The organism is Micromonospora saelicesensis (genome assembly GCF_900091575.1).
GTDB classification, from domain to species: domain Bacteria; phylum Actinomycetota; class Actinomycetes; order Mycobacteriales; family Micromonosporaceae; genus Micromonospora; species Micromonospora saelicesensis.
This window is the reverse complement of record NZ_FMCR01000009.1, coordinates 143,806-166,540: the sequence shown is the minus strand read 5'-3', so window position 1 is coordinate 166,540 and position 22,735 is coordinate 143,806. Positions and strand designations below refer to the sequence as shown.

Here is a 22,735-nt window from a genome sequence, read left to right as displayed (position 1 = left end):
AGGGACGCCGCCGTGCCACACGGTATGACGACCGGGCGCGGTCCCGGCGCCAGCCGCGACGAGCAGGGTGAGGTGACGGCGTGACCGAGTTCGACGGACTGCCGGTGCTGCGGTCCCCGGTGGCGATCGCCGCGTTCGAGGGCTGGAATGACGCCGCCGACGCGTCCACCGCCGCGGTCGAGCACCTGGAGCAGGTTTGGAACGCCCGGCAGATCGCCGAGCTGGATCCGGAGGACTTCTACGACTTCCAGGTCAGCCGGCCCACCATCACCATGGCCGACGGGGAGACCCGGCGGGTGGAGTGGCCGACGACCCGGTTCATGGTGGCCAGCCCGGAGGGCACCGACCGTGACGTGGTGCTGATCCGCGGCATCGAGCCGAGCATGCGCTGGCGGACGTTCTGCGAGCAGGTGCTGGAGATCTGCCACAGCCTGGAGGTGGAACGGGTGGTGCTGCTCGGCGCGTTGCTGGCCGACGTGCCGTACACCAGGCCGCTGCCGATCAGCGGCAGCGCCTCCGACGCGCAGGCCGCCGAGCGCTACCAGCTCACCCCCACCCGGTACGACGGGCCGACCGGCATCGTCGGCGTGCTGCACGACGCCTGCACCCGCGCCGAGGTGGACGCCGTCTCGTTCTGGGTGCACGTGCCGCACTACGCCAACAACCCGCCCTGCCCGAAGGCCACCCTCGCCCTGCTGCACCGGGTCGAGGAGGTCGTCGACCTGCCGGTGCCGATGGCCGACCTGGCCGAGGAGTCCGCCGAGTGGGAGCAGCGGGTGCGCAGCGCCGCCGAGCAGGACGCCGAGCTGGGCGAGTACGTCCGCGAGCTGGAAGAACGGGTCGGCGACGAGGGGATCACCCCGTTGACCGGTGACGAGATCGCCCAGGAGTTCGAGAAGTACCTGCGCCGCAGGGGCGGTTCGGCCGGCCCCACCGCCGGCTCCTGGTAGCACCGTTTCGCTGCGGGCCTTCGGACCTTTTGTGGTCCGGGGGCCCGTTTTCGCGTGTCCAGGGTGGCGCCGTCACACCCGCTGGGGCATCCTAGGAACCTAGATGTGATCAAGGAGGCGGGTGTGCAGATCAATCCCGGGGCCGCTGAGTTCCCGCACCGACAGATCGCCGCGCAGCTCAAGGCCCAGGTCCGCCGCGGGGACTGGGGGCCGGGCGAGCGGCTACCGTCCATCCCGGCCATCGCCGAGATGTTCGGCGTCGCCAAGCAGACCGTGCAACGCGCCGTCGACCAGCTGCGGGTCGAGGGCATCCTGATCACCAAACCCGGCTCCGGTACGTACGTCCGAGGCACCCGCCGCCGCCTCAACCGCCTCTCCCGAGGCCGGTACGGCGGCTTCCGCGGCTACCACACCGACCTGGCCGCCCGATACCGGCAACAGCTCGTCTCCGTGGGGCACGCCCCTGCCCCCGCCGAGGTGGCCGACGCCTTCGGCGTGTCCGACGGCACCAACCTGCTCTGCCGTCGGCACCTCGTCCGCACCGACGACTCCCCCGTCGAGGTGGGCGCCTCCTGGTTCCTGCCCCGCGACACCGCCGGCACCTCGCTGGAGCGCACCGAGGCGTTCGGCCGGCCGCTCTACCAGGAGGCCGAGGAGGCGACCGGACGGCGCTACGTCTCGGCCACCGACACGATCAGCGCCCGCCAGCCGAGCCGGGAGGAGGCCGAGACCCTCCAGATCCGGCCGGACACCCCGGTGCTGCACCTGCTGCACGTCGCGTACGACGCGCACCGCAAGCCGATCGAGGTGTCCCAGGCGACCTGGCCCGGCCCCATGACCACCCTCACCGAGGAGTACAAGATCCCGGGCCCGACCCCCGACCCGGAACCCGACCCCGGCCTGGTCCTGGGCTAACCAGCGCCCCGCCCCGCCCCGCCCCGCCCCGCCCCGCCCCGCCCCGCCCCGCCCCGCCCCGGCGATCTTGCGCTTTCGGTCGCGCTTATGCCAGTTTTGCGCCTTTCGCTGGGACAGGAACCGCAAGATCGCCGGGGCGATGGCCGCTCCAGGGCGGGCCCCTGCGAGCTCTCCGCTGCCGAAGCGCCTCGCCACCGTTGCATCTATACACTCAGTATATATACTGCGGGTACATCGATGGCCGGGCGACCCGTTTCCGGCGTCGAGCAGCCCAGGGGAGGACCAATGCCAACCGTGAAACCTATTGGTGCACGCGGGATCACGCGCCGTGGCCTTGTCGGAGCCGCGCTGGCGGTCGGGGCCGGCGTACCAATGGGCATCACCGGCCGCGCCACGGCGGCAACCGCCGATTCGGGCCCGGTCCGGCTCACTCTCCCCCGGCCGACCGGGCCGTACCGCGTGGGTGTGGTGCCACTGCATCTGGTCGACCGGTCGCGGCCGGACCCGCTGGCCGGGTCGGGACGGTATCGGGAACTGATGGTCAGCGTCTGGTATCCCGCGCGGAACGAGCGGCGCTACCCGCGCTCCCCGTGGATGACCGCCGCTTCGATGCGCATGCTGCTGGAATCCGCCGGCTTCGACCCTCACGCCGCGCTGGCACCGTTGACGGCCGGACACGAGGGCGCCCCGGTGCGGCACCCGGGCCGGCGGTTGCCGGTGGTCCTGTACTCGCACGGCGCCGGCAGCCACCGTTCGGACACCACCATCGTGGTGCAGGAACTCGCCAGCCACGGTTACGCGGTGGTCACTGTGGACCACACGTACGACGGGTTCAGCGAGTTCCCCGACGGCCGAGTCACCGTCCAGGAGGAAGACTTCGATTCCACCCCGTGGACCTACACCCGGGACGTCCGATTCGTCCTCGATCAGATCTCCGACCTCGCCGCCGGGGGCAATCCCGACGTCGACCACGCGCCGCTGCCGACCGGGCTGGGCGCTGCCCTCGACCTGAGCCGGATCGGCATGTTCGGCTGGTCGAAGGGCGGCACCGCGACGGCCCTGACCATGGGCACCGACCGGCGGATCCGAGCGGGGCTGAGCCTGGACGCCCCGATGCAGTCCCAGCCGCTGCCCTCCGTCGACCTGTACCGGCCGTTCATGCTGATGACGGCGGAGTACACCCGGGCAGCGAAGCCCGCCGTCGCCGAGTTCTTCACGCACCTACGCGGATGGCGACTCAACATCCAAGCCGCCGAGGCGATCCACTCGTCCTACGGCGACAACCAGTGGCTCGTGCCGCAACTGGCAAAGCTCATCGGCATGAGCGACGAGGAACTCGTCGGTTTAGTCGGCACGCTCGACCCCGCCCGCGCGGTCCGCATCGGGCAGGCGTACCCGCTGGCGTTCTTCGACCTGCACCTGCGGCACCGGGGCGGCCACCTACTGAACGGCCCGAGCCGGTCCTTTCCCGAGGTGAGGTTCATCCCGTGACCGGATCGAGGGCGCGCCACGACCCCGACCCCGGCTGAGCCCTTTGATCGACTCGGCTTTCTGAAATCGGTGCCTCGCACGCCTCGGGACACCGCGACTTCCTGAAAGCCGAGTCGATCAAAGCGGGCGCACGGCACCACGCACGTGGGCTCTAGAGGCGGATGCCCAGGAGGGCGTCGACAGTCTTCGCGAAGAGGGCGGGCGCTTCGGGGTCGTCGGTGGCACCGGCGAGGGTCGCCTCGGCCCAACGGTCGGCAGCGGCCAGGGCGCCAGGGGTGTCCAGGTCGTCGGCCAGGCGCGCGCGTACCTCGGCCAGCAGCTCAGCCCCGGACGGCCCGGCAGGCGCCGCGGCGGCTCGCCGCCAACGGTCCAGGCGCTCGTAAGCGGCGGTGAGCAGGTCGTCGGTCCAGGTGCGGTCGCTGCGGTAGTGCCCGGAGATCAGCGCCAGCCGGATCGCCATCGGGTCGACCTTGTCGGCGCGCAGCCGGGACACGAAGACCAGGTTGCCGCGGGACTTGGACATCTTCTCGCCGTCCAGACCGATCATGCCGGCGTGGACGTAGTGCTCGGCGAACGGCGCCTGGCCGGTGAGCCGCTCGGCGTGCGCGGCGGATGCCTCATGGTGCGGGAACAGCAGGTCGTTGCCGCCGCCCTGCACGTCGATCCGGTCGCCGAGCAGGTTGAGCGCGATCACCGCACACTCGATGTGCCAGCCGGGGCGGCCGGGGCCCAGCTCGCCACCCGGCCAGGACGGCTCGTCCTCGCGGGCGCCGCGCCACAGCAGCGGGTCCAGTGGGTCCCGCTTGCCGGCCCGGTCGGGGTCGCCGCCGCGCTCGGGGAAGATCTCCAGCATCTGCTCGCGGGTCAGGTTCGACTCGTAACCGAAGCGGGATGTGGCGGAGATGTCGAAGTAGACGTCGCCGGTGCCGTCGTCGAGCCGGTACGCGGCGCCGTCCTTGAGCAGCACCTCGACCTTGTCGGCGATGTCCGGGATCGACTCGACAGCGCCCACGTAGTGCGCCGGCGGGATGATCCGCAGCGCCTCCATGTCCTCCCGGAACAGCGCCGTCTCGCGCATCGCCAGGACCACCCAGTCCTCGCCGTCGCGGGCGGCCCGCTCCAGCAGGGGGTCGTCGATGTCGGTGACGTTCTGCACGTAGCGCACCGGGCGGCCGGCGTCGCGCCACATCCGCTGCACCAGGTCAAAGGTGATCATGGTGGCGGCGTGACCGAGGTGCGTGGCGTCGTACGGGGTGATGCCGCAGACGTACATGCTTCCCGCGTCGGCCGGCTCACTCGGGTGGACACCCTGCCGCGCCGAGTCGTACAACGCCAGTGGCTCGCCCCTGCCCGGCAGCCGTGGCACCTCGTGTCCCGCCCAAGACTCCATGGGATCAGCCTAGCCAGCCCGACGACGACGCCGGAGCGCCCCACGGGTGATCAAGATGACAGCGGGTCACATGGGCGGCCAGGGAATCGCCGGCCAGTCCTCCGGAGGCTGGGGGAAGCAGCCGGTCTCGCGCAGCCGGTCGACCCGGGCGGCCACCTCGGCCACCTCGCTGATCGTCAGGTGGTCGGCCAACTCCGCGCCGAGCGCACCGGCGACCTGCCCGGCCAGTGCGTCGAGCATCTCCACGGCGTCCGCGGGCAGCCGCTTACCGGCCCAGCCCCAGAGCACCGTGCGCAGCTTGTCCTCCACGTGGAAGCTCACCCCGTGGTCCACACCGTAGATCCGGTCGTCGGCACCGACGAGCACGTGACCGCCCTTACGGTCGGCGTTGTTGAGCACCGCGTCGAGCACCGCGAGCCGGGCCAGCCGCGGGTCGTCGGCATGGGCGAGGGCGTACGCGGCGCCGTCGTCGTCGCGGGCCGCGGCGATCGGGATCCAGCGCGGCGGCAACTCCCCGGCGGGCAGGAAACCGACGAGCGGTTCGGCGTCCTCCGGCTCGTCGATCCACAGCTGGCAGGAGCCGGGGCCGAACGGGCCGTCCCGCAGCACTGTGGGCGGCACCAGATCCCATCCGGTGGCCCGGGAGACCAGGTACGCCGAGACCTCCCGACCGGCCAGGGTGCCGTCGGGGAAGTCCCAGAGTGGGCGCTCGCCACGGACCGGCTTGTAGACGCAGCGGGCGGTCAACCCGTCCAGGGTCAGGACGCCGCGCAGCGTCGTGTTCGACGCGTCGACCAGCCGACCCTCCAGGTCGAGGACGCCGTCACGCAGCAGCCGCAGCGCGGCGTCGCCGTCCTGGCGAGGCTGGAGGCCGGACGAGGTCACCGGTGATAACCGTTGTGCCGCGGGCAGAGGTGCCCGGCGGGGTCCAACGGTTGGCCGCAGAGCGGGCACGGTGGCCGGCCCGCGTTGACCACTCGCCGGGCCCGCTCGATGAACTGGCGGGTCGCCTGCGGAGTGAGCCGGACCCGGAGCCGATCCAGGTCCTCGTCCGGCTCTTCGTCCTCGTCGTCCTCGTCCTCGTCGTCCTCGTCGCCGAGCTCGACCTCGGGCTCCACCTCGCCCGCCGCGATCGCCTCGATCACCACGGTCGCGCTGTCCACGTCGAAGGCCAGCCCGAGCGTCCCGACCCGGAACTCCTCGTCGACCGGAGTGTCCAGCGGCTCGTTGTCGCCGATCACCGGCGCCAGCTCGGGCAGGTCAACCCCGAAGCGACGCTGCGCCTCGGTGAGCAGCTCCTCAAGCTTCTCGGCGAGCAGGGACACCTGGACCTTCTCCAGCGCGACGCTGACCAGCCTGCCGCCGCCGCGGGCCTGCAGGAAGAACGTGCGCTCCCCCGGCGGCCCGACAGTCCCGGCGACGAACCGCTCCGGCGGTTCGAAGGCGTGCACCTGGTGGGTCATACCCACGACCCTATCCGGCCCGCCTTGGCATCGTGCACCCCACCGACGCGAATCGCCGCAGCGGCGGCGCGCCCGGCGTACCAGGGCCTACACCCGGGCGTGGCGGCCTTTCTGGCGTGCGCCGACGCTCCGGCCGGGGGCGGTGTCGTGACGCGCCTCACCGCGACGCACCCGCCCCACCGCCGACGGCCGCGTCCGAGTCCGCCACGCGGTTCGCGCGCCGACGCCGCTTGGCCGGCGGCGGCACCAGCGCCGCCAGGTCGCCACCGGTGTCGTTGAGCCGCACCAGAAACGGACGCAGCGGCGTGAACCGGATCGCCGTCACCGACGCCGGGTCGGCCACGATCCGTTGAAAGGCATCCAGGTGTACGCCGAGCGCGTCCGCCACGATGGCCTTGATCACATCGCCGTGGCTGCACGCCAACCAGACCGCCTCGGGCCCGTGCTCGGCGGTCACCCGAGCGTCCCAGGTACGCACCGCCGCCACGGCACGCGCCGCCATCGCCGCCATCGCCTCCCCACCCGGGAAGACCGCCGCGCTGGGGTGCTGCTGGACCACCGGCCAGAGTGGCTCCTTGGCGAGCTTCTTCAGCGGCTGCCCCTCCCAGCTGCCGTAGTCGCACTCGATCAGCCCGTCCTCGACCACCGGGGCGGCCTGCGGGAGCGCCAACTCCAGGGTCTGCCGGCACCGGATGAGCGGGCTGGTCACCACGGCGGCCAGCGGCACCGCCCGCAACCGCTCGCCGACCGCGGTGGCCTGGGCGCGCCCGGTGTCGTCCAACTCGACCGGTTGCCGGCCGGCCAGGCCGCCGTCGGCGTTCGCCGTGGTTCGGCCGTGTCGCAGAAGCAGAAGGGTCGCCACGGGACCACCCTATGACCTGGGCCCGGCACCGGGCCGTCGCGGGCGGCGACCTGACGACTGCGGCCCCCGGCTCCGCCTGCGGGCGGAGCCGGGGGCCGTGTCGGCAGATCGGTCAGGTGGCGTCGATCGTGCCGGTCAGCAGCAGGGCCAGGACCAGGGTGCCCAGCGCGACCCGGTACAGCACGAAGACGTACAGGGTGTGGTGGGCGACGTAGCGCAGAAGCCACGCGATGGCCGCGTATCCGATGGCGAAGGCGATGACCGTGGCCACGATCGTCTGGGCCACCGTGGGCACGGACGTGCCCGGGGCGGACGGTTCGAAGACGTCCCCGAGGCTGAACACGCCGGACATCACCACCGCCGGGATGGCCAGCAGGAACGAGTACCGTGCCGCCGCCTCCCGGGTCAGGTTGAGCAGCAGACCTGCGGTGAGCGTGCCGCCGGAGCGGGACACCCCGGGGACCAGCGCCATCGCCTGGGCGAAGCCCATCACGATGCCGTCCTTCATCCGGAAGTTCTCCAGGGTGCGGGTCTGCCGCCCCCAGTACTCGGCGAACGCCAACACGAACGCGAACACGATCAGCGTGGTCGCCACCACCCACAGGTTGCGCCCGGCGGTCTTGATCTGGTCCTTGAACACGAAACCGAACAGCCCGATCGGGATCGAGCCGACGATCACGTACCAGCCCATCCGGTAGTCGAGGCTGGAGCGGACCGACTTGTCCCGGATGCCCACCAGCCAGGTCCGGGTGATCCGCCAGATGTCCTTCGCGAAGTAGATCAGCACTGCCGCTTCGGTGCCGAGCTGGGTGACCGCTGTGAACGACGCGCCTGCGTCCCGGTCGAAGAAGATCGCCGAGGTGATCCGCAGATGCCCCGACGAGCTGACCGGAAGGAACTCGGTCAGTCCCTGGACGATGCCCAGGACGATGGCCTCGACCCAGGTCACTCGCCGACTCCCGAGAGGTCGAGAGCCTCGGCGACGGTACGCAGGGTCTGCACACCGCTGTCCCGGTCGGCCACGAAGAGGGTCACCGACAGCGTGGTGACGCCGGCCGCGGCGTACTCCCGCATCCGCTCGGCGATGCGCTCCTTCGGGCCGAGCAGCGAGGTGCGGTCGATGAACTCCATGGGTACGGCGGCTGCGGCGTCGCGCTGCCGCTTGGCCAGGTACAGGTCCTGCACCTCGCGGGCGGCGTCACCGTAGCCCATCCGGGTGGCGAGCTGGTTGTAGAAGTTCTGCTGCCGGCTGCCCATGCCACCCACATAGAGAGCGGCGTACCAGCGGACGAGTTCGGCGCAGGAAGCCACGTCGTCGCCGATCACCACGGGCACCGACGGCACCACGTCGAACCCGGCCAGCTCCTTGCCGACCTTGGCCCGCCCGGCGGCCACCGAGGCGAGCTGCTCCTCGGCGAACTCCGGGGCGTAGAACACGGCCAGCCAGCCGTCGGCGATCTCGCCGGCCAGTTCCAGGTTCTTCGGGCCGACAGCGGCCAGATAGATCGGTATGTGCTCGCGGGGCGGGTGGAAGCCCAGCCGCAGGGCCTTGCCCGGTCCGTCCGGCAGCGGCAGCGTGTAGTGCTCGCCGTCGTACGCCACCTCCTTGCGGGCGATGGCCAGCTTGACGATGTCGACGAACTCGCGGGTCCGGGCCAGCGGCTTGGCGAAGCGCACGCCGTGCCAGCCCTCGGACACCTGCGGGCCGGAGACACCCAGGCCGAGCCGGAACCGACCGCCGGAGAGCGCGTCGATGGTGGCGGCGGTCATGGCGGTGGCCGCCGGCGTACGGGCGGGGATCTGCATCACCGCGGCGCCGACGTCGATCCGTTCGGTCTGGCCGGCCATCCAGGCGAGCATGCTGGGCGAGTCGGAGCCGTACGCCTCCGCCGCCCACACCACCGAATAGCCCAGCCGGTCCGCCTCCTGGGCCAGCGCCAGGTGGTCGGCCGGTGTGCTCCACGCCGTCTGATATCCGAGACTGAGCCCGAGTCGCACTGGTCCTCCCCCATCCGTGGCACAGGTCGCCCCAGGTTACGCAATGCCGATAACGGACTCGATCACCGGCTCGACCCCTTTGATCCCCCCTCCATCGGGGCAGCCCGGGGCGGCGGAACCGGCAGAACCGGCAGAGATACGGGAGCGAGGATATCGGTGGCGGCAGGTTCGAAATAAGGTTCACCCATGCAACAGCGACCGCTCGGCCGAAGCGGGCTGGCGGTTTCGCGGCTCGCGCTCGGCACCATGACCTGGGGCCGGGACACCGACGCCGACGATGCGGCCGCTCAGCTGAAGAGTTACCTCGACGCGGGCGGCAACCTGATCGACACCGCCGACGTGTACGGCGACGGCGACGCCGAGTCGGTGATCGGCTCGCTGCTGGGCTCCCTCGTCCCCCGTGAGGACCTGCTCATCGCCACCAAGGCCGGGTTGCGCCCCGGCAGTGGCCGACGTCGGGACGGCTCCCGGGGGCACCTGCTGCGCACGTTGGACGCGTCGCTGCGCCGGCTCGGCACCGACCACGTCGACCTGTTCCAGGTGCACGGGTACGACCCGGACACCCCGCTGGAGGAGACGCTGGCCGCCCTGGACCACGCGGTGGCCAGCGGCAAGGTCCGCTACGTCGGGGTGTCGAACTTCTCCGGCTGGCAGACCGCACGGGCCGCCGCCTGGCAGACCGCCTGGCCGGGGCGGGCGCCGGTGGTCGCGTCCCAGGTGGAGTATTCGCTGCTGGAGCGGGGCGTGGAGCGGGAGGTGCTGCCCGCGTGCGACGCGCTCGGCCTCGGCGTGCTGCCCTGGTCGCCGCTGGGCCGGGGCGTGCTCACCGGCAAGTACCGGCACGGCCGCCCGGCCGACTCCCGGGCCGCGTCGCCGCACTTCGAGCGGTTCGTCTCGACCTACCTGGAGCCGCGCTGCTCCAGCATCGTGGAGGCGGTGGCCACCGCGGCCGGTGGGCTGGGGGTGTCGCCGTTGGAGGTGGCGTTGGCGTGGATCCGGGACCGTCCCGGCGTGACCGCGCCGATCCTCGGCGCGCGCACGGTCGGGCAGCTCCTCGGCGCGCTCGCAGTGGAACGGATCACCCTGCCCGAGGAGATCACCACCGCGCTGGACGACGTCTCCGCAGTACCGGTCGGCTACCCCGAACGCGACGGCTGACCGGCCGGCCGGATCACGGCTGGCCCCGCGCGCCGGATCACGGTGTTGGGCGCTCGCCAGGGAGGTCGTGGATCGCGGTCAGGAAGCGCGACTGGTCGTCGCGGAGCGCGGGCTGGGTGAGCCGGATCCACGAGCCGTCGTCGAAGACGATCGTGGACGTCAGCTGCACGAGCCCGGTCGCGCCGCGCTCCGAGTCGACCCGGGCCACCCGGTCGCGCCGCACACTCCACAGCACCCGCGGTTGCCGTCGGTCGGGCCGGTCGGCGTCCGGGCGGGGACCCATCCGCAGCAGGTGCAGGTGGGTGTCGGTCACCGCCAGCGGGGTGCCGCTGTAACGCTCCAGGAAGAGCAGCAGGCTGCCAGCGAGGGTAGCGAGGTCGCCGCTGAAGACGAACCGGCGACGATAGGCGATCTCGGCGAGCTGTTCGGCCAGCGGGCGGTACAGGCTGAGCCGGAACAGGGCGCGGAACGCCTCCTGTTCCTCGGTGAGCGGGATGGGATCCCGCTGCACCCGCTGGTGTGGTGGGGCCGGCTCCGGTTCGGCCGCCTCCGGCACACCGGCGGCGATGGCACCGGCCTTGCCGGGCAGCAGCAGTACGCCCGCGGCCAGCCGGACCGGCGTCAGCACCGCGTCCACCCAGACCACCGGGTTGACGATGTTGAGCAGCCCGAACAGCACCTTCGGGTCGAGCGAGTCGACAAACTCGTCGGCCATCACATCGGCGAGCTGCCGACCGGCCTTGTGGGTCTGCGGGACGCGGACCGGGCCGAGCCCCACATAGCGCAGCTCCTGCCCGGGCAGCAGCGGCGCGACGAGGGCACGTTCGGGTTCGTCGCTGGTGCGGAACTCGTCGCGCAGCTCGCGGGCCTTGTCCCGGGCGGCCCGCGCGCCGCCGAGCACCGCGTCGGTGAACCGACCGAGCCGGCCTCGCTCCCCTGACATCACGCGTTCCTTCCTAACGGCCCGCCGGCTGACCCGCCGGCGGCTGCCCGAAGACATTCTGGTCGATCCAGTCCGCGCCGCCCTGCACCGCCTGGTCGATCTGGTCGCCGACCTGTTCGCTTCCGGGAACGGAGAGCCCGCTGGTCAACGCGACAGTCCCCCAGGTGACACCGTGCACGACCGAGTTCGGCACGTTCCACGGCAGGTTCGTCGCCCAGTCCCGGGCGATCACCCGGGCCCCGTCGGCGACCCCGTGCGCCCGCAGCGCGGCGGCCCGGTCGAGGACGCCCATGTCGAACGGGGAACCGGACTTGCCCAGCTTGTAGGTGCCCTTCGTGGGGTCGAAGATCTTGTGGAACCACTTGTCGGCCTTACCGGCGGCGTGCCGCTTGTCGGCGTACTTCTTGCCGGTACGCAGCTTGTCCTGCATCTTGACCAGCTTGTCGAGGTGCGCCTGCAGCTTGCGCAGGTACAGCATGACCCGCTGGAGCAGGCGGATGACCTTCTGCAGGTGCACCGCCAGCGGCCGGATGACCTTCAGCATCCGGGTGACCACGACCAGGGCCCTGGTCACTGTCACGCCCACGCCGACCGCCCAGGACGCCCCCATGGTCACCGGCGCCATCAGCAACGCCGTCACCAGCGTCACCAGGAGGAAGTTCACGAACTCCACGCAGAGGTCCACGAGCACGTCGTGCACGGTCTGCAGGCCGTCAGCGACACTGCGCAGGTATTCCGCTGTCGCGGCGAACTGGTCGGCGACGTCGAGGAGCTGCTGCTCCACCTCGGCCAACCGCTGGCCGTACGCCACACCGGACGGTGAGCGCCAGCCCGCCTGCGCGGACTCCCGGGTGCCGCGATGCCCCTGGGCCAGCTCGCGCACCTGCGCGGCCAACGCGTCCCACTCGGCGGCCTTCGCGCGCAGCACGGCGGGCTCGCCGTCGACCAGGTCGACGAGCTGGATCAGTGGCCAGGCCAGGGTCCGGCAGACACTGTCGACGGCGTCCTGCACCCCGGAGAGGGCGCTGTCCAGGCCGTTCCACAGTTGGACGGCGCTGCCGGCCGGGCCGCTCATCCGGGCAGCCCCGACTGGATGGCCTTGAACCCGGCGTCGAGGTCCCGTTCGTTGTGCTCGTACGCCTCGACCGTGCCGGCCAGCGCCGTGGCAACCCGGCCGAAGGCGGCGTTCGCGGCGGCGAACAACTCCTTGCCGCCGGTGACCTGCTCGGCGTACTTGTCGCGAAGCATGTCGCTGGCGAACGGCAGGTGGCCGAAGGCGTCCGACGGCACGTCGCCGGCCGAGACGATCTGCCGTTCCAGCGCGGCCAGCGAGCTGGCGACCTGCTTGGCGGCTGTCTCCAGTCGACGGACCGCCTGCACGTCGACATCGATATCCGGCGGCATGCCGTTCCTCCCCCATGAGTCGAGCGCACCGACGATACGATCTCCCGGCCGCCGGGCACCACCCGGTCGCACGATCCACGGGGAGGAATCTCATGACGGACCCGACGTCCGCGTTCGACGCGCTCGCCGGGCGGATCGCCGACATCGAACGCCGGTTCGCGGGCCTCCGCGACGACCTGGCCGAGCTGTCCGGCACCGCTGTCGACGAGAGCGGGCTGGTCTCCGCGACGGTCGACGCCACCGGCGCGCTGACCGGCCTCACCCTCGCGCCCGCCGCCCTGCGCGCCGGCACGGAGGGGGTGGCCGAGCTGGTGCTCGACGCGTACCGGCGGGCTCGTGAGGTCGCCTCCGGGCACGTCGACGAGCACACCGAGGGGTTGGACGTCGCGCTCGGCGCGGGGCTCGGCGACCTGTTCGGCACTCCGGGGGACTTCTCGGCGCTGGGCCGGCTGGAGGAGACCGTGGCCCGGCTCGGGCGGCTGGACGACCGCCTGCCGGGCGCACCGGCGTGACGTCGCCGTCGCCGACCTGGCCGGAGATCGCCGCTCGGCTGCGGGACACCGTCGCCCGCTGCGACCGGGACACCGACCTGGAGCTCTCCGCCGGTCCGCGCGGGATCCGGCTGCTGGTGCGCCGCCAGGTGGTGAGGGTGATCTGCCCCGGCCACGACGAGGCACGCCTGGCCGCGCTCGGCTGGCACCGCCCGACCGGCGACGAGGGCTGGTGGTACGAGGCGGCGCGCACTCCGGAGCAGGTGGAGCGGCTCAGTGTGTTCGTGACCCGTACCGCCGCCGAGGTGTTGACCGACGAACCCGGCACGCTCTCCTGCCGGGCGCTGCCGCCGGCCGCGCGCCCCGGCCCAGCGGCGTCGCTGGCCGCGCCCCCTGGCCCGGGGGTGTCGCCGGCCGCGCGCCCCGGCCCGGGGGTGCTATCGATCGACCGGCCGGCGCCCATCGAGGCGACCCAGGTCGAGGCGGCTCCGGCCGGGGCAGCTCCGGCCGGGGCGGCACCCGTCGAGGCGGAGCCGGCGGTGGTGGCGCAACTCGCCGCGGCCGTCGGTCGGCGCGACCTGCCCGGCTACCTCGGAGCGCTGGCCGGCGCCACGGTGTGCGTTCCCCTCGCCGGGGAACCGACGCCGGACGCCGACTTCCCGTGGACGGTGGTCGGCGACGCGACCGGCGCGCCGCTGCTGCCGGTCTTCACCTCGCCGGGGGCGCTCGCCGCGTTCACCGGGGACGGGGTGCCGTTCGTCGCGCTGCCCTGCGCCGAACTGTTCGAGGACTGGCCGGACCCGTCCTGGGGGCTGGCGGTCGACCCGGGCAGCCACCGGGCGCTCGCCCTGGCCGCCCCGGCCCTCGCCGCCCTGCTGACGGCGAACGTCCCGACAGCCTGACACCCCTGCCCAGCCGCGACGACGCCCCCTCTCCCGCGATCTTGCAGTTGCTGTCGCGACATAGGGAGCTTTCCACTCATCTCGGCGACAGAAACTGCAAGATCGGCGCGACGGGGACGCGGGGCGGTACGGAGGGACGGGGCGGCACGAACCGCCCACGGTGGCGTCGTTGGTCACTCCGGAGGGGGTGGCGAACGGCCGCTGGGCTGGGCAGCATGGAGGGCATGGACTACGAGTACGCGCCACTGCGGCTGCCGCCGAACGTCGACCGGTTGACCGCCGCGGCGCAGTTGGCGATCCAGGCGGAGTTCTCCGGATGGGAGTTGGCCCGGGTGCGGCTGTACCGGGACGGCACGCGGCAGGTGGTGCTGCGTCGTCGGCGGGTCAACCAGCCGCAGCCGGGTCTGTCGTACTGACGACCGGGCGGTGCCGCCCGAGGCCGGAGTCGGCCCCGGGCGGCACCCGGCCTAGTGCTGGTGCCCGGCGTGGTCGTGGTCGTCGTCGAGCTCCAGGAACGGGTGCTCGTCGAGCCGACCGACCAGCCGGTCGTCGGCAGCCGGCTGGAACGGGCCGACGGCATCGTCGTCGTCGAACGACTCCAGATCGACCGGCGTGCCCACCTCGCTGACCATGACCACCCCGTCGAGCGGCTCCAACTCGGGGACGTCCAACGCGCCGAGCGAGCCGTCACCGCTCTGCAGCAGCTCCAGCACCGCCTCGCCGACGCCCTCCACCGGCGCCGGCTCGTCGTCCTCCGGGGTGCCCTCGCGGCGGGCCGCCTCGGCCACCCGCAGCAGCGCGGCGACGCTCGGCACCCGGTAGTCACGACGCTGACGCACCGAGATCACCCGGGGGTGCGGGTCGCTGGCCTCGGCACCCTCGCCGCCGCCGAAACGCTCGTCGGCCTCGTCCGGGTCGATCGAGTCGACATCCCACGGCGTCACCTCGCCGAAGGCGTCGAGCAGTCGCTCGTCGTACGCGAAGGAGGCGTTGTTCAACGCCACGTACGCCTGCCAGACGTCGTCGTCGTCGACGCGGCCCTGCGCGGCGCGTACGGCGGCCAGGTGGTGGCGGGCCGCTTCGATCACCCGCTCGAGAGCGGCGTCCAGCTCACCATGCTGGTCGGTCATGTGGGGCAGTCCCTTCACGATGGGGAGGTTGCGCGCCGGCGGCAAACCGCCGGACACGACTAGCAGGTGCGGAGGAACCGGTCGAGAACCCGCACGCCGAACTGTAGTCCGTCCACCGGAACGCGCTCGTCGATGCCGTGGAACAACGCCGAGAAGTTCAGGTCGGCGGGCAGCCGCAGCGGGGCGAACCCGAAGCAGCGGATGCCGAGCTGCGAGAACGCCTTGGCGTCGGTGCCCCCGGAGAGCATGTACGGAACGGGCCGCGCCCCCGGGTCCTCCGCGCGCAGGGCCGCCGACATGGCCTCGACCAGGTCACCGTCGAAGGTGGTCTCCAGCGCCGGCTGCCGCTGGACGTACTCGATCGCGATGTCCGGGCCGACCAGCTCGCGCAGCTGCCGCTCCAGCAGCTCGGACTGCCCGGGCAGGCTGCGGCAGTCGATGGTGGCGGTGGCCCGGCCGGGGATGACGTTGTCCTTGTAGCCGGCGCTCAACCGGGTCGGGTTGGCGGTGTTACGGATGGTCGCGCCGATGATGTTGGCGATGGGGCCGAGCTTCGCGATGGCCGTCTCCGGGTCGTCCGGGTCCAACTCGATGCCGAGCAGGTCGGAGACCTCGGTCAGGAAGGCCCGCACGGTGTCGGTGACCACCACCGGGAAGCGGTGCCGGCCGATCCGGGCGACGGCCTCGGCGAGCGCGGTGACGGCGTTGTCGTCGTGCATCATCGAGCCGTGCCCGGGGCGGCCCTTGGCGTGCAGCCGCAGCCAGTCGATGCCCTTCTCGGCGGTCTCGATGAGGTAGAGCCGCTGGTTGTCGTTGACCGAGTAGGAGAAGCCGCCGACCTCACCGATCGCCTCGGTGCAGCCGTCGAAGAGGCCCCGGTGGTTGTCCACCAGGAAGCGCGCACCGTAGTCGCTGCCCGCCTCCTCGTCCGCGGTGTACGCGAGCACGATGTCGCGCGGGGGTCGTACGCCGGTGCGCTGCCAGTGCCGCACCACGGCGAGCACCATCGCGTCGAAGTCCTTCATGTCGATGGCGCCCCGGCCCCAGAGGTAGCCGTCGCGCAGCTCGCCGGAGAACGGACCCACCGACCACTCGTCGGCGTCGGCGGGCACCACGTCCAGGTGGCCGTGCACCAGCAGCGCGCCCCGGCTCGGGTCGGTGCCCGGGATGCGGGCCACCACGTTCGCCCGGCCCGGCGCGGACTCGTGCAGGACGGACTCCACGCCTACCTCGGCGAGCTTCTCCGCCACGTACTCGGCCGCGCGGCGCTCGCCGACGCTGGTGTCGTTGTCACCGGTGTTGGTGGTGTCGATGCGCAGCAGGTCGCGGCAGAGGTCCACGACCTCTGCGGTGGGGTCGGGCAGGGCGGAGGCGGCATCGCTCGTCATCGCCTCTTCATACCAGCCCGGGCCGCTCGACAGGCCGGCGCGGGTGGACGCATCGACGGGCCGGTTTCGCGTTGGCCGCGTTCGGGTACCGCCGCCCACGACCGTACGTCCTGCCGGAGCTTCCGCCCGCCAGTCGAGGAGGGCACCATGTCCGCTGTTCCCCTGCCGCCGCTGCCGCCCGCGCCCGCATCCGAGGAGGGCTACCGACCCGCCGGTCGCAGCATCGCCGACATCGTCGACCGGGAGCACCGGCAACTGTTGGCGCTGCTGGACCAGCTCTCCGGCCCGGACACCACGCCGCAGGAGGGGTTGGCCGTGCTCACCGCCGCGCTGTCGCGGCACGTGTCCGCCGAGGAGCAGTACCTGCTGCCGGCGGTCCGCGCGGCGCTGCCGACGGCCACCGAGCGGGTGGACGCGGAGATCAACGCCGACGCGGCCCTGCTGAGCGCCCTGAAGGGGCTGACGGACGAGGCGCTGACCGAGGTCGCCGAGCGGGTCCGCCGACATGTCGACGGGGTGGGTGCGCTGGTCACCGAACTGCGCGCGGTCGCGACCGAGGAGGAGCTGATCCGGCTGGGCAACCGGTTGGAGATCGCCGAGGAGGCCGCGCCGACCCGACCGCACCCGGGCACGCCGGCCACCCCTCCGTGGAACCGGATCGTGGAGCCGGCGGTCGGGGTGGTGGACAAGGTCCTCGACGCGGTGACCCGCCGACCGACCTACCTGGCGGACCTGCCGGAACCACCGCGCGACCGGTGACCGGCACCCGCCGGCACTGCATTCATTATCACCGATCCGCTCGGGCTATTCCGCCAGCAGACACGTAGTCCTACCGTCACCCTATGAACCTGGAGCTGCGTCACCTGCGGGTGGTCTGCGCGATCGCGGAGACGGGAAGTGTGACGAAGGCGGCCTCGGCGCTCGGCCTGGCCCAGCCGGCGCTCACCGCCCAGCTCCAACGCATCGAACGGACGCTGGGCGGCCCGCTGTTCGACCGGGACCGGCGCGGGGCCCGGCCCACCGCGCTCGGTGAGCTGGTGCTGGCCCGCGCCCGGGTGCTGCTGCCGGCGATGAAAGGGCTGCAGGACGAGGCCGCCCGGCTGGCCGGGGCGGGTGACACACCGCCGTGCTACCGGTTCGGTGGGGTGAACAGCCCGATCCTGGGTCGGCTGGTGCACCGGTTGGCGGCCGAGCAGCCGCCCGCCCAGATCACCACGTACGCGTCCTGGTCGGTGGACGAGTTGGCGCAGTTGGTGGCCGGCGGTCGGCTGGACTTCGCGCTGGCCGGCGTGTGCGGCGACGCCAGCCCGTCGGCCGGGTTCGGGTTGAGCTGGCAGGAGGTAGCCGTCGACCCGGTACTGGTGCTGCTGCCGGAGACCCATCCCCTCGCGGCGCAGGACGAGGTCCGCCTGGCCGACCTGCGCCACGAGCAGTGGGTCGCCGCGCCGGGTGACGGCTGCTTCGCCGACTGCTTCGCCGCCGCCTGCGCCCGCGCCGGATTCACCCCCCGCAAGGTGTACGAGACCGACATCCGCGGCTGCGTCGACCTGGTGGAAGCCGGCGTGGCGGTGGCCCTGTGCCAGGCGACGTTCCGCCCGGTGAGCGGTCTGGTCACCCGTCAACTCGCCGGGACGCCGCTGCGCTGGCGGCTGCTGCTCGGCTGGCATCCGGACTCTCCCGCCGCCCAGGGTGCGGCGCTGGTGCTGGAGACGGCCAAGGCGGCCTACGTCGACTCGTTGGCGCCGCACCCGGCCTACCTGGCCTGGCTACCCCGCAACCCGGGGTTCGGCGTCCGGCACCCCACCGGGGTACGGCCGGGCTGAGCGGCCGGTATTCCCGGCCGCTGGCGGTGCGAACCGCCGTGGGCCGGGTATCTGGCGGACATGACCGACCTCTACCCGCCCGCCGACGACCGCGAACTGCTGCGCCAGGCGGCCGCCGCGCACACCGCCGCCACCCGCGAGGTGGAGGCCTTCCTGCGCCGCCTACCGGCGGTGCCCGACCCGGCCGACGTGACCGAGTACGCCAACCTGCTCACCCGGGAGGACCAGACCCGCGGTGACCGGGACGCCGCCGCCGACGCGGCGGGCCTGACCATCGCAAGCCTGGAATCCGACAAGGGCCAGTAGCAGGACGCCGAACGGTGCCGTCCCTACCCGGGACGGCACCGTCGTGCGGTCGCTCAGCGTTCGACGAGCGGGTCGTGACCCAGGTCCAGCAGGGAGTGCCGCCAACTGTCGTCGGCGTTGCCGCGCGACGGCTTGGCGTCCATCAACTCGCGGATCCGCTCGACCGCCTCCCGCATCACCTCGATGTCCTCAGGGGTGAGGTCCACCTTGCGCTTGTTGAGCACCTTGAGGATCTCCCGGCCGGGCTGGGGCAGGTCGAGATTCGGGTTCGGGCTGAACGACTCCTCCCCCGAACCCCGGGTCAGCAGCCAGGTCCGCAGCTGCTCCGACGGGACGTTGACCTCGGCGTGGAAGTCCTCCCAGAGCACTTCCACCTCGGGGTCGAGCCGCGCTTCGCGTACCATCAGGTCTCCTCTCCGGGCGGCGGCCCGGACGTCTCCGGGTCGTCCTGGTCGGTCTTCGGATGCAGGCCCTCCGCGGGCACCCGCGTCCGGCGGGGGTTCGCGGTGGGCGGCGCCAGGATCGGGTCGGGATGGTCCTCCTCGTCCCGGGGTTTCGCGGACTCCGCGGGCTGGTGCGGGTCCTCGTGTTCGTCCCTTCGCGCCGGCCCGCTCATCGCGGGTGTGTTGTCGTGGCGGCGGTGTACCCCCGCTCGCCCGCGGTCACGTCGAAGGTGAGTGCGCCGTCGCGGACGTCCACAGTGACCTTCTGCCCCGGCGAGATCGCCGACTCCAGCAGCATCCGGGACAGGTGGTTGTCCACCTCCCGCTGGATCACCCGGCGCAGCGGGCGGGCACCGAACTCCGGCTGGTAGCCGTGCTCGGCGAGCCAGTCGATGCCGGCGGTGGTGAACTCCACCTGGAGGTCCTGGGCGTGCATCCGGCGGCGGGTCTCCTCCAGCAGCAGCGCGGTGATGTCGCGCAGCTGCTCCGCCTCCAGCCGGCGGAAGATGATGACCTCGTCGATGCGGTTGAGGAACTCCGGGCGGAAGTTCTCCTGCAGGCGGCGCATGAGCCGCTCCCGCAGCTCGTTGCTCTCCTGCTCGCTGCCCACGTCCCCGGTGCCGAAGCCGACCGAGCGCTGAGCACCGGTGATCAGCTCGGAGCCGAGGTTGCTCGTCATGATCAGAACGGTGTTCTTGAAGTTCACGGTGCGACCCTGACTGTCGGTGAGCCGCCCGTCGTCGAGCACCTGGAGCAGGATGTTGAACACGTCCGGGTGGGCCTTCTCGATCTCGTCGAGCAGCACCACCGCGTACGGGCGGCGCCGCACCGCCTCGGTGAGCTGACCGGCCTCCTCGTAGCCGACGTATCCGGGCGGCGCGCCGACCAGCCGGCTGACCGTGTGCCGCTCCTGGAACTCGCTCATGTCCACCCGGACCATCCGGTCCGCCTCGCCGAACAACGCCTCGGCCAGGGCCCGCGCCAACTCGGTCTTGCCGACACCCGTCGGGCCGAGGAACAGGAAGCTGCCCATCGGCCGCTCCGGGTCGGCCAGCCCGGCCCGGGAGCGGCGCACCGCCTCGGCGACCGCGGTCACCGCGTCGTCCTGACCGACCACCTTCTGGTGCAGGTGGCCCTCCAGGCGCAGCAGCCGGTCGCGTTCCTCCTCGGTGAGCTGGCTGACCGGGATGCCGGTGGCCCGCGAGACCACCTCGGCGATCTCCTGCGGGCCCACCTCGGGCACCTGGGAGCCGGACGAACCGTCCTCGCCGTTCGCCCGCCGGATGTCCTCCTCCAGCTCGGCGATCCGGTCGCGCAGCGCGGAGGCCCGCTCGTACTGCTCGTCGGTGACGGCCTGTTCCTTGTCCCGGCGTACCTCGTCGAGTTCCTGCTCCAGCTCCCGCACGTCGGACGCGGGGGTGCGGGTGCGCAGCCGCACCCGGGCGCCGGCCTGGTCGATGAGGTCGATCGCCTTGTCCGGCAGGAACCGGTCGGTGACGTACCGGTCGGACAGCTCGGCGGCGGCGACCAGCGCCTCGTCGGTGAAGCGCACCTGGTGGTGGGCCTCATACCGGTCGCGCAGCCCGCGCAGGATGGCGATGGTGTCGTCGACGCTGGGCTCGGGCACCAGCACCGGCTGGAAGCGCCGGGCCAGCGCGGCGTCCTTCTCGATGCTCTTGCGGTACTCGTCCAGCGTCGTCGCGCCGATCACCCGCAGTTCGCCGCGGGCGAGGGCGGGTTTGAGCATGTTGGACGCGTCCATTCCGCCCTCGCTGCCGGCGCCACCGGCCCCGACCAGGGTGTGGATCTCGTCCATGAAAATGATCAGCTCGTCCCGGTGCGCCCGGATCTCGTCGATCACCTTCTTCAGCCGTTCCTCGAAGTCGCCCCGGTAGCGGGTGCCGGCGACCAGACCTGCCAGGTCGAGCTGGACGACCCGCTTGCCGAGCAGGGTCTGCGGTACGTCGCCGTCGCAGATCCGTTCGGCCAGCCCCTCGACGATGGCGGTCTTGCCGACGCCGGCCTCGCCGATCAGCACGGGGTTGTTCTTGGTCCGCCGGGACAGGATCTCGATGGCCTGTTCGATCTCGTCGGCCCGGCCGACCACCGGGTCGATCTGGTCGTTGCGGGCGAGGTCGGTGAGGTCCTGCCCGTACTGGTCCAGGGTGGGGGTGCCGCGGTCCGGCTTCGGCCCGGTCATCGGCCCGCGCTCGGCGTTGGCCGCCTGCAACGACTCGGGTTGGATCCGGCCGGCGGCCAGCATCCGCCCGGCGGGCGACTCCGGGTTGAGCGGCAACGCCATCAGGATGTGCTCGGGACCGATGTAGTTGGCACCCATCGCCCGGGACAACTGGTGGGCGTCGAGCAACGCCCGCTTGGCGGCGGGGGTCAACGACAGGTTGGGCGGCACCTCCCCGCGCGGCGCGCCGTCGCCCTTTCCGCCGAGCGCGTTGAGCAGGGTGTCCGGGTCAGCCCCGGCCCGGCGTACCAGGTCGCGCAGCGATTCGCGTTGCAGCGCCGCCCAGAGCAGGTGGTCGGTGTCCAGGTCGCTGCTCTGGCGCTGGGCGGCCCGCCGGGCCGCGTCGGCCAGCATCTCCCGGGCGTCGGCCGTCATCAGTCGGGTGATGTCGACCCGGTGCGGTGGCCGGCGCCCTCCCTCGCCCCGGCCGAAGTACCTGGCCAGGAATTCGTCCCACGGGTCGGAGCCGATGTCACCGGGTCCCATCATGTCTGTCCTCCGCAGTCGGGCGCGGCACGGTCGGCAGGGGCTACCCGGCGCGCGCCCCGACAAACGCCGCAGGTGGCGGAGGACCGGCATTCCGGGAGTGGCGTCGGGTCCGGGCCGGCCGATGGTGGCAGGCTGACGGGATGGATGAGACCCCGCTGCTGATCGTGGATGGCGCCAACGTGGTGGGCTCGCGCCCGAACGGGTGGTGGCGTGACCGTGCCGGGGCCGCTGCCCGGTTGCGCGACTCGCTCGCCCCGGTGGCGACCATCGGGTTGCCGGCCCGGCTGACCGCCCCGGTGGAGGTGGTCCTGGTGGTCGAGGGGGCCGCGCGGGACGTGCCGGGCACCGAGGGTGTCCGGGTGGTCTCCGCCGCCGGCTCCGGCGACGACACGGTGGTCGAGCTGGTGGAGGGCGCGCCGCGACGTCGGCGGCTGGTGGTCACCGCCGACCGGGAGTTGCGCGGGCGGGTGACGGCGCTGGGCGCCGAGGTGTACGGGCCGCGCTGGCTCCGCGAGAACCCGACCAGCAACTGAGAAATTCTCGCACTGGGACTCCCACAGATCGGACTCCCGGCACTTCCGAGGGCCTTCCGGACAGGCGGGCAGGAACACCGACAGGGCGGATGTTCTTTCGGAACCGCCGATAGGCTCTAATGGAGATCTCCCCGCCCCCAGGAGGTTCCGCCGTGGCGAGCGTCGCCGAGCTGAAGGCTGCCATCGATGTCGCCCTCCAACAGATCGGAGACGGGCAGACAGCCGTGCAGGCAGCCGGCGAGAAGCTCTCCGAGGCGCAGCAGACCCTGGCCGGGGCGCTGGAGGGCAGCGGGCACGAGACGGTGGAGGCGGCCCAGGCGTCGCTGACCCAGGCCAGCCAGGAGCTGGAGGAGTGTCTCGCCGCGACACTTGTCGCGGTGGAGCAGGCGCAGCTCTACGTCTCCACTCTGTAGGCCG

Annotated in this window: 26 protein-coding genes; 12 read left to right on the top strand and 14 right to left on the bottom strand. The window is 72.3% G+C overall.

Features of this window, described 5'->3' with window-relative positions; all coding sequences use genetic code 11:
* The first annotated feature begins 80 nt into the window (after positions 1-80).
* The 3 genes from GA0070561_RS30695 (at position 81) to GA0070561_RS30685 (ending at position 3,356) form a co-directional block, all read left to right on the top strand.
* Entirely contained in the window at positions 81-950 is an 870-nt protein-coding gene (locus tag GA0070561_RS30695) for a PAC2 family protein (protein ID WP_030332815.1), read from the top strand.
* A 123-nt stretch (positions 951-1,073) separates the two neighbouring features.
* Positions 1,074-1,865 (top strand): GntR family transcriptional regulator, encoded by a 792-nt coding sequence (locus GA0070561_RS30690; RefSeq protein WP_091408867.1) that lies wholly within the window; start codon positions 1,074-1,076, stop codon positions 1,863-1,865.
* Between the two features lie 372 nt (positions 1,866-2,237).
* Positions 2,238-3,356, top strand: a complete 1,119-nt coding sequence (locus GA0070561_RS30685) for an alpha/beta hydrolase family protein (RefSeq protein ID WP_341844887.1) — start codon at positions 2,238-2,240, stop codon at positions 3,354-3,356.
* Between the two features lie 151 nt (positions 3,357-3,507).
* On the opposite strand, the gene mshC is transcribed toward GA0070561_RS30685, so the two are convergent.
* From mshC to GA0070561_RS30655, 6 genes are all read right to left on the bottom strand, one after another.
* Positions 3,508-4,746: a cysteine--1-D-myo-inosityl 2-amino-2-deoxy-alpha-D-glucopyranoside ligase gene (gene mshC, locus GA0070561_RS30680; protein ID WP_091408486.1), complete on the bottom strand. Its 1,239-nt coding sequence runs from the start codon at positions 4,744-4,746 to the stop codon at positions 3,508-3,510.
* A 66-nt stretch (positions 4,747-4,812) separates the two neighbouring features.
* Positions 4,813-5,631, bottom strand: coding sequence for an SCO1664 family protein (locus tag GA0070561_RS30675; RefSeq protein WP_091408483.1), 819 nt, complete (start codon positions 5,629-5,631; stop codon positions 4,813-4,815).
* A complete protein-coding gene (locus GA0070561_RS30670) occupies positions 5,628-6,209 on the bottom strand; it encodes a DUF3090 domain-containing protein (RefSeq protein ID WP_091408480.1) in 582 nt (193 codons plus the stop codon). Before GA0070561_RS30670 ends, GA0070561_RS30675 begins: the two co-directional genes overlap by 4 nt.
* A 157-nt stretch (positions 6,210-6,366) precedes the next feature.
* Positions 6,367-7,071 (bottom strand): MSMEG_4193 family putative phosphomutase, encoded by a 705-nt coding sequence (locus GA0070561_RS30665; RefSeq protein WP_091408476.1) that lies wholly within the window; start codon positions 7,069-7,071, stop codon positions 6,367-6,369.
* 112 nt (positions 7,072-7,183) lie between these two features.
* The gene (locus GA0070561_RS30660) at positions 7,184-8,020 is read right to left on the bottom strand and encodes an undecaprenyl-diphosphate phosphatase (RefSeq protein WP_091408473.1); all 837 of its coding nucleotides are present in this window, start codon (positions 8,018-8,020) and stop codon (positions 7,184-7,186) included.
* Positions 8,017-9,069 carry an LLM class F420-dependent oxidoreductase gene (locus tag GA0070561_RS30655; RefSeq protein WP_091408471.1) on the bottom strand — a complete coding sequence of 351 codons (1,053 nt, stop codon included), beginning with the start codon at positions 9,067-9,069 and terminating at the stop codon, positions 8,017-8,019. Before GA0070561_RS30655 ends, GA0070561_RS30660 begins: the two co-directional genes overlap by 4 nt.
* A 186-nt stretch (positions 9,070-9,255) precedes the next feature.
* Here GA0070561_RS30655 and GA0070561_RS30650 point away from each other — a divergent pair, with 186 nt between their 5' ends.
* Positions 9,256-10,227 (top strand): aldo/keto reductase, encoded by a 972-nt coding sequence (locus tag GA0070561_RS30650; RefSeq protein ID WP_091408467.1) that lies wholly within the window; start codon positions 9,256-9,258, stop codon positions 10,225-10,227.
* A gap of 37 nt (positions 10,228-10,264) precedes the next feature.
* On the opposite strand, the gene GA0070561_RS30645 is transcribed toward GA0070561_RS30650, so the two are convergent.
* From GA0070561_RS30645 to GA0070561_RS30635, 3 genes are read right to left on the bottom strand one after another with little or no spacing between them, the layout of a single operon-like run.
* Positions 10,265-11,170, bottom strand: a complete 906-nt coding sequence (locus tag GA0070561_RS30645) for a hypothetical protein (RefSeq protein WP_091408463.1) — start codon at positions 11,168-11,170, stop codon at positions 10,265-10,267.
* 13 nt (positions 11,171-11,183) lie between these two features.
* Positions 11,184-12,245 (bottom strand): WXG100 family type VII secretion target, encoded by a 1,062-nt coding sequence (locus tag GA0070561_RS30640; protein ID WP_091408458.1) that lies wholly within the window; start codon positions 12,243-12,245, stop codon positions 11,184-11,186.
* Positions 12,242-12,574 carry a hypothetical protein gene (locus GA0070561_RS30635; RefSeq protein ID WP_091408454.1) on the bottom strand — a complete coding sequence of 111 codons (333 nt, stop codon included), beginning with the start codon at positions 12,572-12,574 and terminating at the stop codon, positions 12,242-12,244. The genes GA0070561_RS30640 and GA0070561_RS30635 overlap by 4 nt, the downstream gene beginning before the upstream one ends.
* A 92-nt stretch (positions 12,575-12,666) precedes the next feature.
* Between GA0070561_RS30635 and GA0070561_RS30630 the strand changes: the two genes are divergently transcribed.
* The 3 genes from GA0070561_RS30630 (at position 12,667) to GA0070561_RS30620 (ending at position 14,383) form a co-directional block, all read left to right on the top strand.
* Positions 12,667-13,086 (top strand): YbaB/EbfC family nucleoid-associated protein, encoded by a 420-nt coding sequence (locus tag GA0070561_RS30630; protein WP_158629563.1) that lies wholly within the window; start codon positions 12,667-12,669, stop codon positions 13,084-13,086.
* Positions 13,083-13,967 carry an SseB family protein gene (locus tag GA0070561_RS30625; RefSeq protein WP_091408447.1) on the top strand — a complete coding sequence of 295 codons (885 nt, stop codon included), beginning with the start codon at positions 13,083-13,085 and terminating at the stop codon, positions 13,965-13,967. The genes GA0070561_RS30630 and GA0070561_RS30625 overlap by 4 nt, the downstream gene beginning before the upstream one ends.
* Before the next feature lie 224 nt (positions 13,968-14,191).
* Entirely contained in the window at positions 14,192-14,383 is a 192-nt protein-coding gene (locus GA0070561_RS30620; protein ID WP_013734349.1) for a DUF5703 family protein, read from the top strand.
* A gap of 51 nt (positions 14,384-14,434) precedes the next feature.
* On the opposite strand, the gene GA0070561_RS30615 is transcribed toward GA0070561_RS30620, so the two are convergent.
* On the bottom strand, positions 14,435-15,097 hold the full coding sequence (locus GA0070561_RS30615) for a hypothetical protein (RefSeq protein WP_091408864.1): 663 nt from the start codon (positions 15,095-15,097) through the stop codon (positions 14,435-14,437).
* 59 nt (positions 15,098-15,156) lie between these two features.
* Positions 15,157-16,485 carry a M20/M25/M40 family metallo-hydrolase gene (locus tag GA0070561_RS30610; protein WP_091408443.1) on the bottom strand — a complete coding sequence of 443 codons (1,329 nt, stop codon included), beginning with the start codon at positions 16,483-16,485 and terminating at the stop codon, positions 15,157-15,159.
* Between the two features lie 147 nt (positions 16,486-16,632).
* Here GA0070561_RS30610 and GA0070561_RS30605 point away from each other — a divergent pair, with 147 nt between their 5' ends.
* The 3 genes from GA0070561_RS30605 to GA0070561_RS30595 all read left to right on the top strand — a co-directional run bounded on the left by GA0070561_RS30605 (position 16,633) and on the right by GA0070561_RS30595 (position 18,614).
* A complete protein-coding gene (locus tag GA0070561_RS30605; RefSeq protein WP_091408439.1) occupies positions 16,633-17,244 on the top strand; it encodes a hemerythrin domain-containing protein in 612 nt (203 codons plus the stop codon).
* Between the two features lie 83 nt (positions 17,245-17,327).
* Entirely contained in the window at positions 17,328-18,308 is a 981-nt protein-coding gene (locus GA0070561_RS30600; protein ID WP_091408437.1) for a LysR family transcriptional regulator, read from the top strand.
* 60 nt (positions 18,309-18,368) lie between these two features.
* Positions 18,369-18,614: a hypothetical protein gene (locus GA0070561_RS30595; RefSeq protein WP_053655798.1), complete on the top strand. Its 246-nt coding sequence runs from the start codon at positions 18,369-18,371 to the stop codon at positions 18,612-18,614.
* A gap of 53 nt (positions 18,615-18,667) precedes the next feature.
* Here the strand turns inward: GA0070561_RS30595 and GA0070561_RS30590 are convergent, their stop codons facing one another.
* Genes GA0070561_RS30590 through GA0070561_RS30580 form a run of 3 tightly spaced genes read right to left on the bottom strand, consistent with a single transcriptional unit; the run spans position 18,668 to position 21,785 of the window.
* Positions 18,668-19,018, bottom strand: a complete 351-nt coding sequence (locus tag GA0070561_RS30590; protein WP_091408434.1) for a DUF3140 domain-containing protein — start codon at positions 19,016-19,018, stop codon at positions 18,668-18,670.
* Positions 19,018-19,230 (bottom strand): hypothetical protein, encoded by a 213-nt coding sequence (locus GA0070561_RS30585; protein ID WP_091408430.1) that lies wholly within the window; start codon positions 19,228-19,230, stop codon positions 19,018-19,020. The genes GA0070561_RS30590 and GA0070561_RS30585 overlap by 1 nt, the downstream gene beginning before the upstream one ends.
* Positions 19,227-21,785, bottom strand: a complete 2,559-nt coding sequence (locus GA0070561_RS30580) for an ATP-dependent Clp protease ATP-binding subunit (protein ID WP_091408426.1) — start codon at positions 21,783-21,785, stop codon at positions 19,227-19,229. Before GA0070561_RS30580 ends, GA0070561_RS30585 begins: the two co-directional genes overlap by 4 nt.
* Positions 21,786-21,925: 140 nt before the next feature.
* Here GA0070561_RS30580 and GA0070561_RS30575 point away from each other — a divergent pair, with 140 nt between their 5' ends.
* Positions 21,926-22,318, top strand: a complete 393-nt coding sequence (locus tag GA0070561_RS30575; RefSeq protein ID WP_091408422.1) for a PIN domain-containing protein — start codon at positions 21,926-21,928, stop codon at positions 22,316-22,318.
* 152 nt (positions 22,319-22,470) lie between these two features.
* Positions 22,471-22,731: a hypothetical protein gene (locus tag GA0070561_RS30570; RefSeq protein ID WP_030332749.1), complete on the top strand. Its 261-nt coding sequence runs from the start codon at positions 22,471-22,473 to the stop codon at positions 22,729-22,731.
* Positions 22,732-22,735 lie beyond the last annotated feature (4 nt).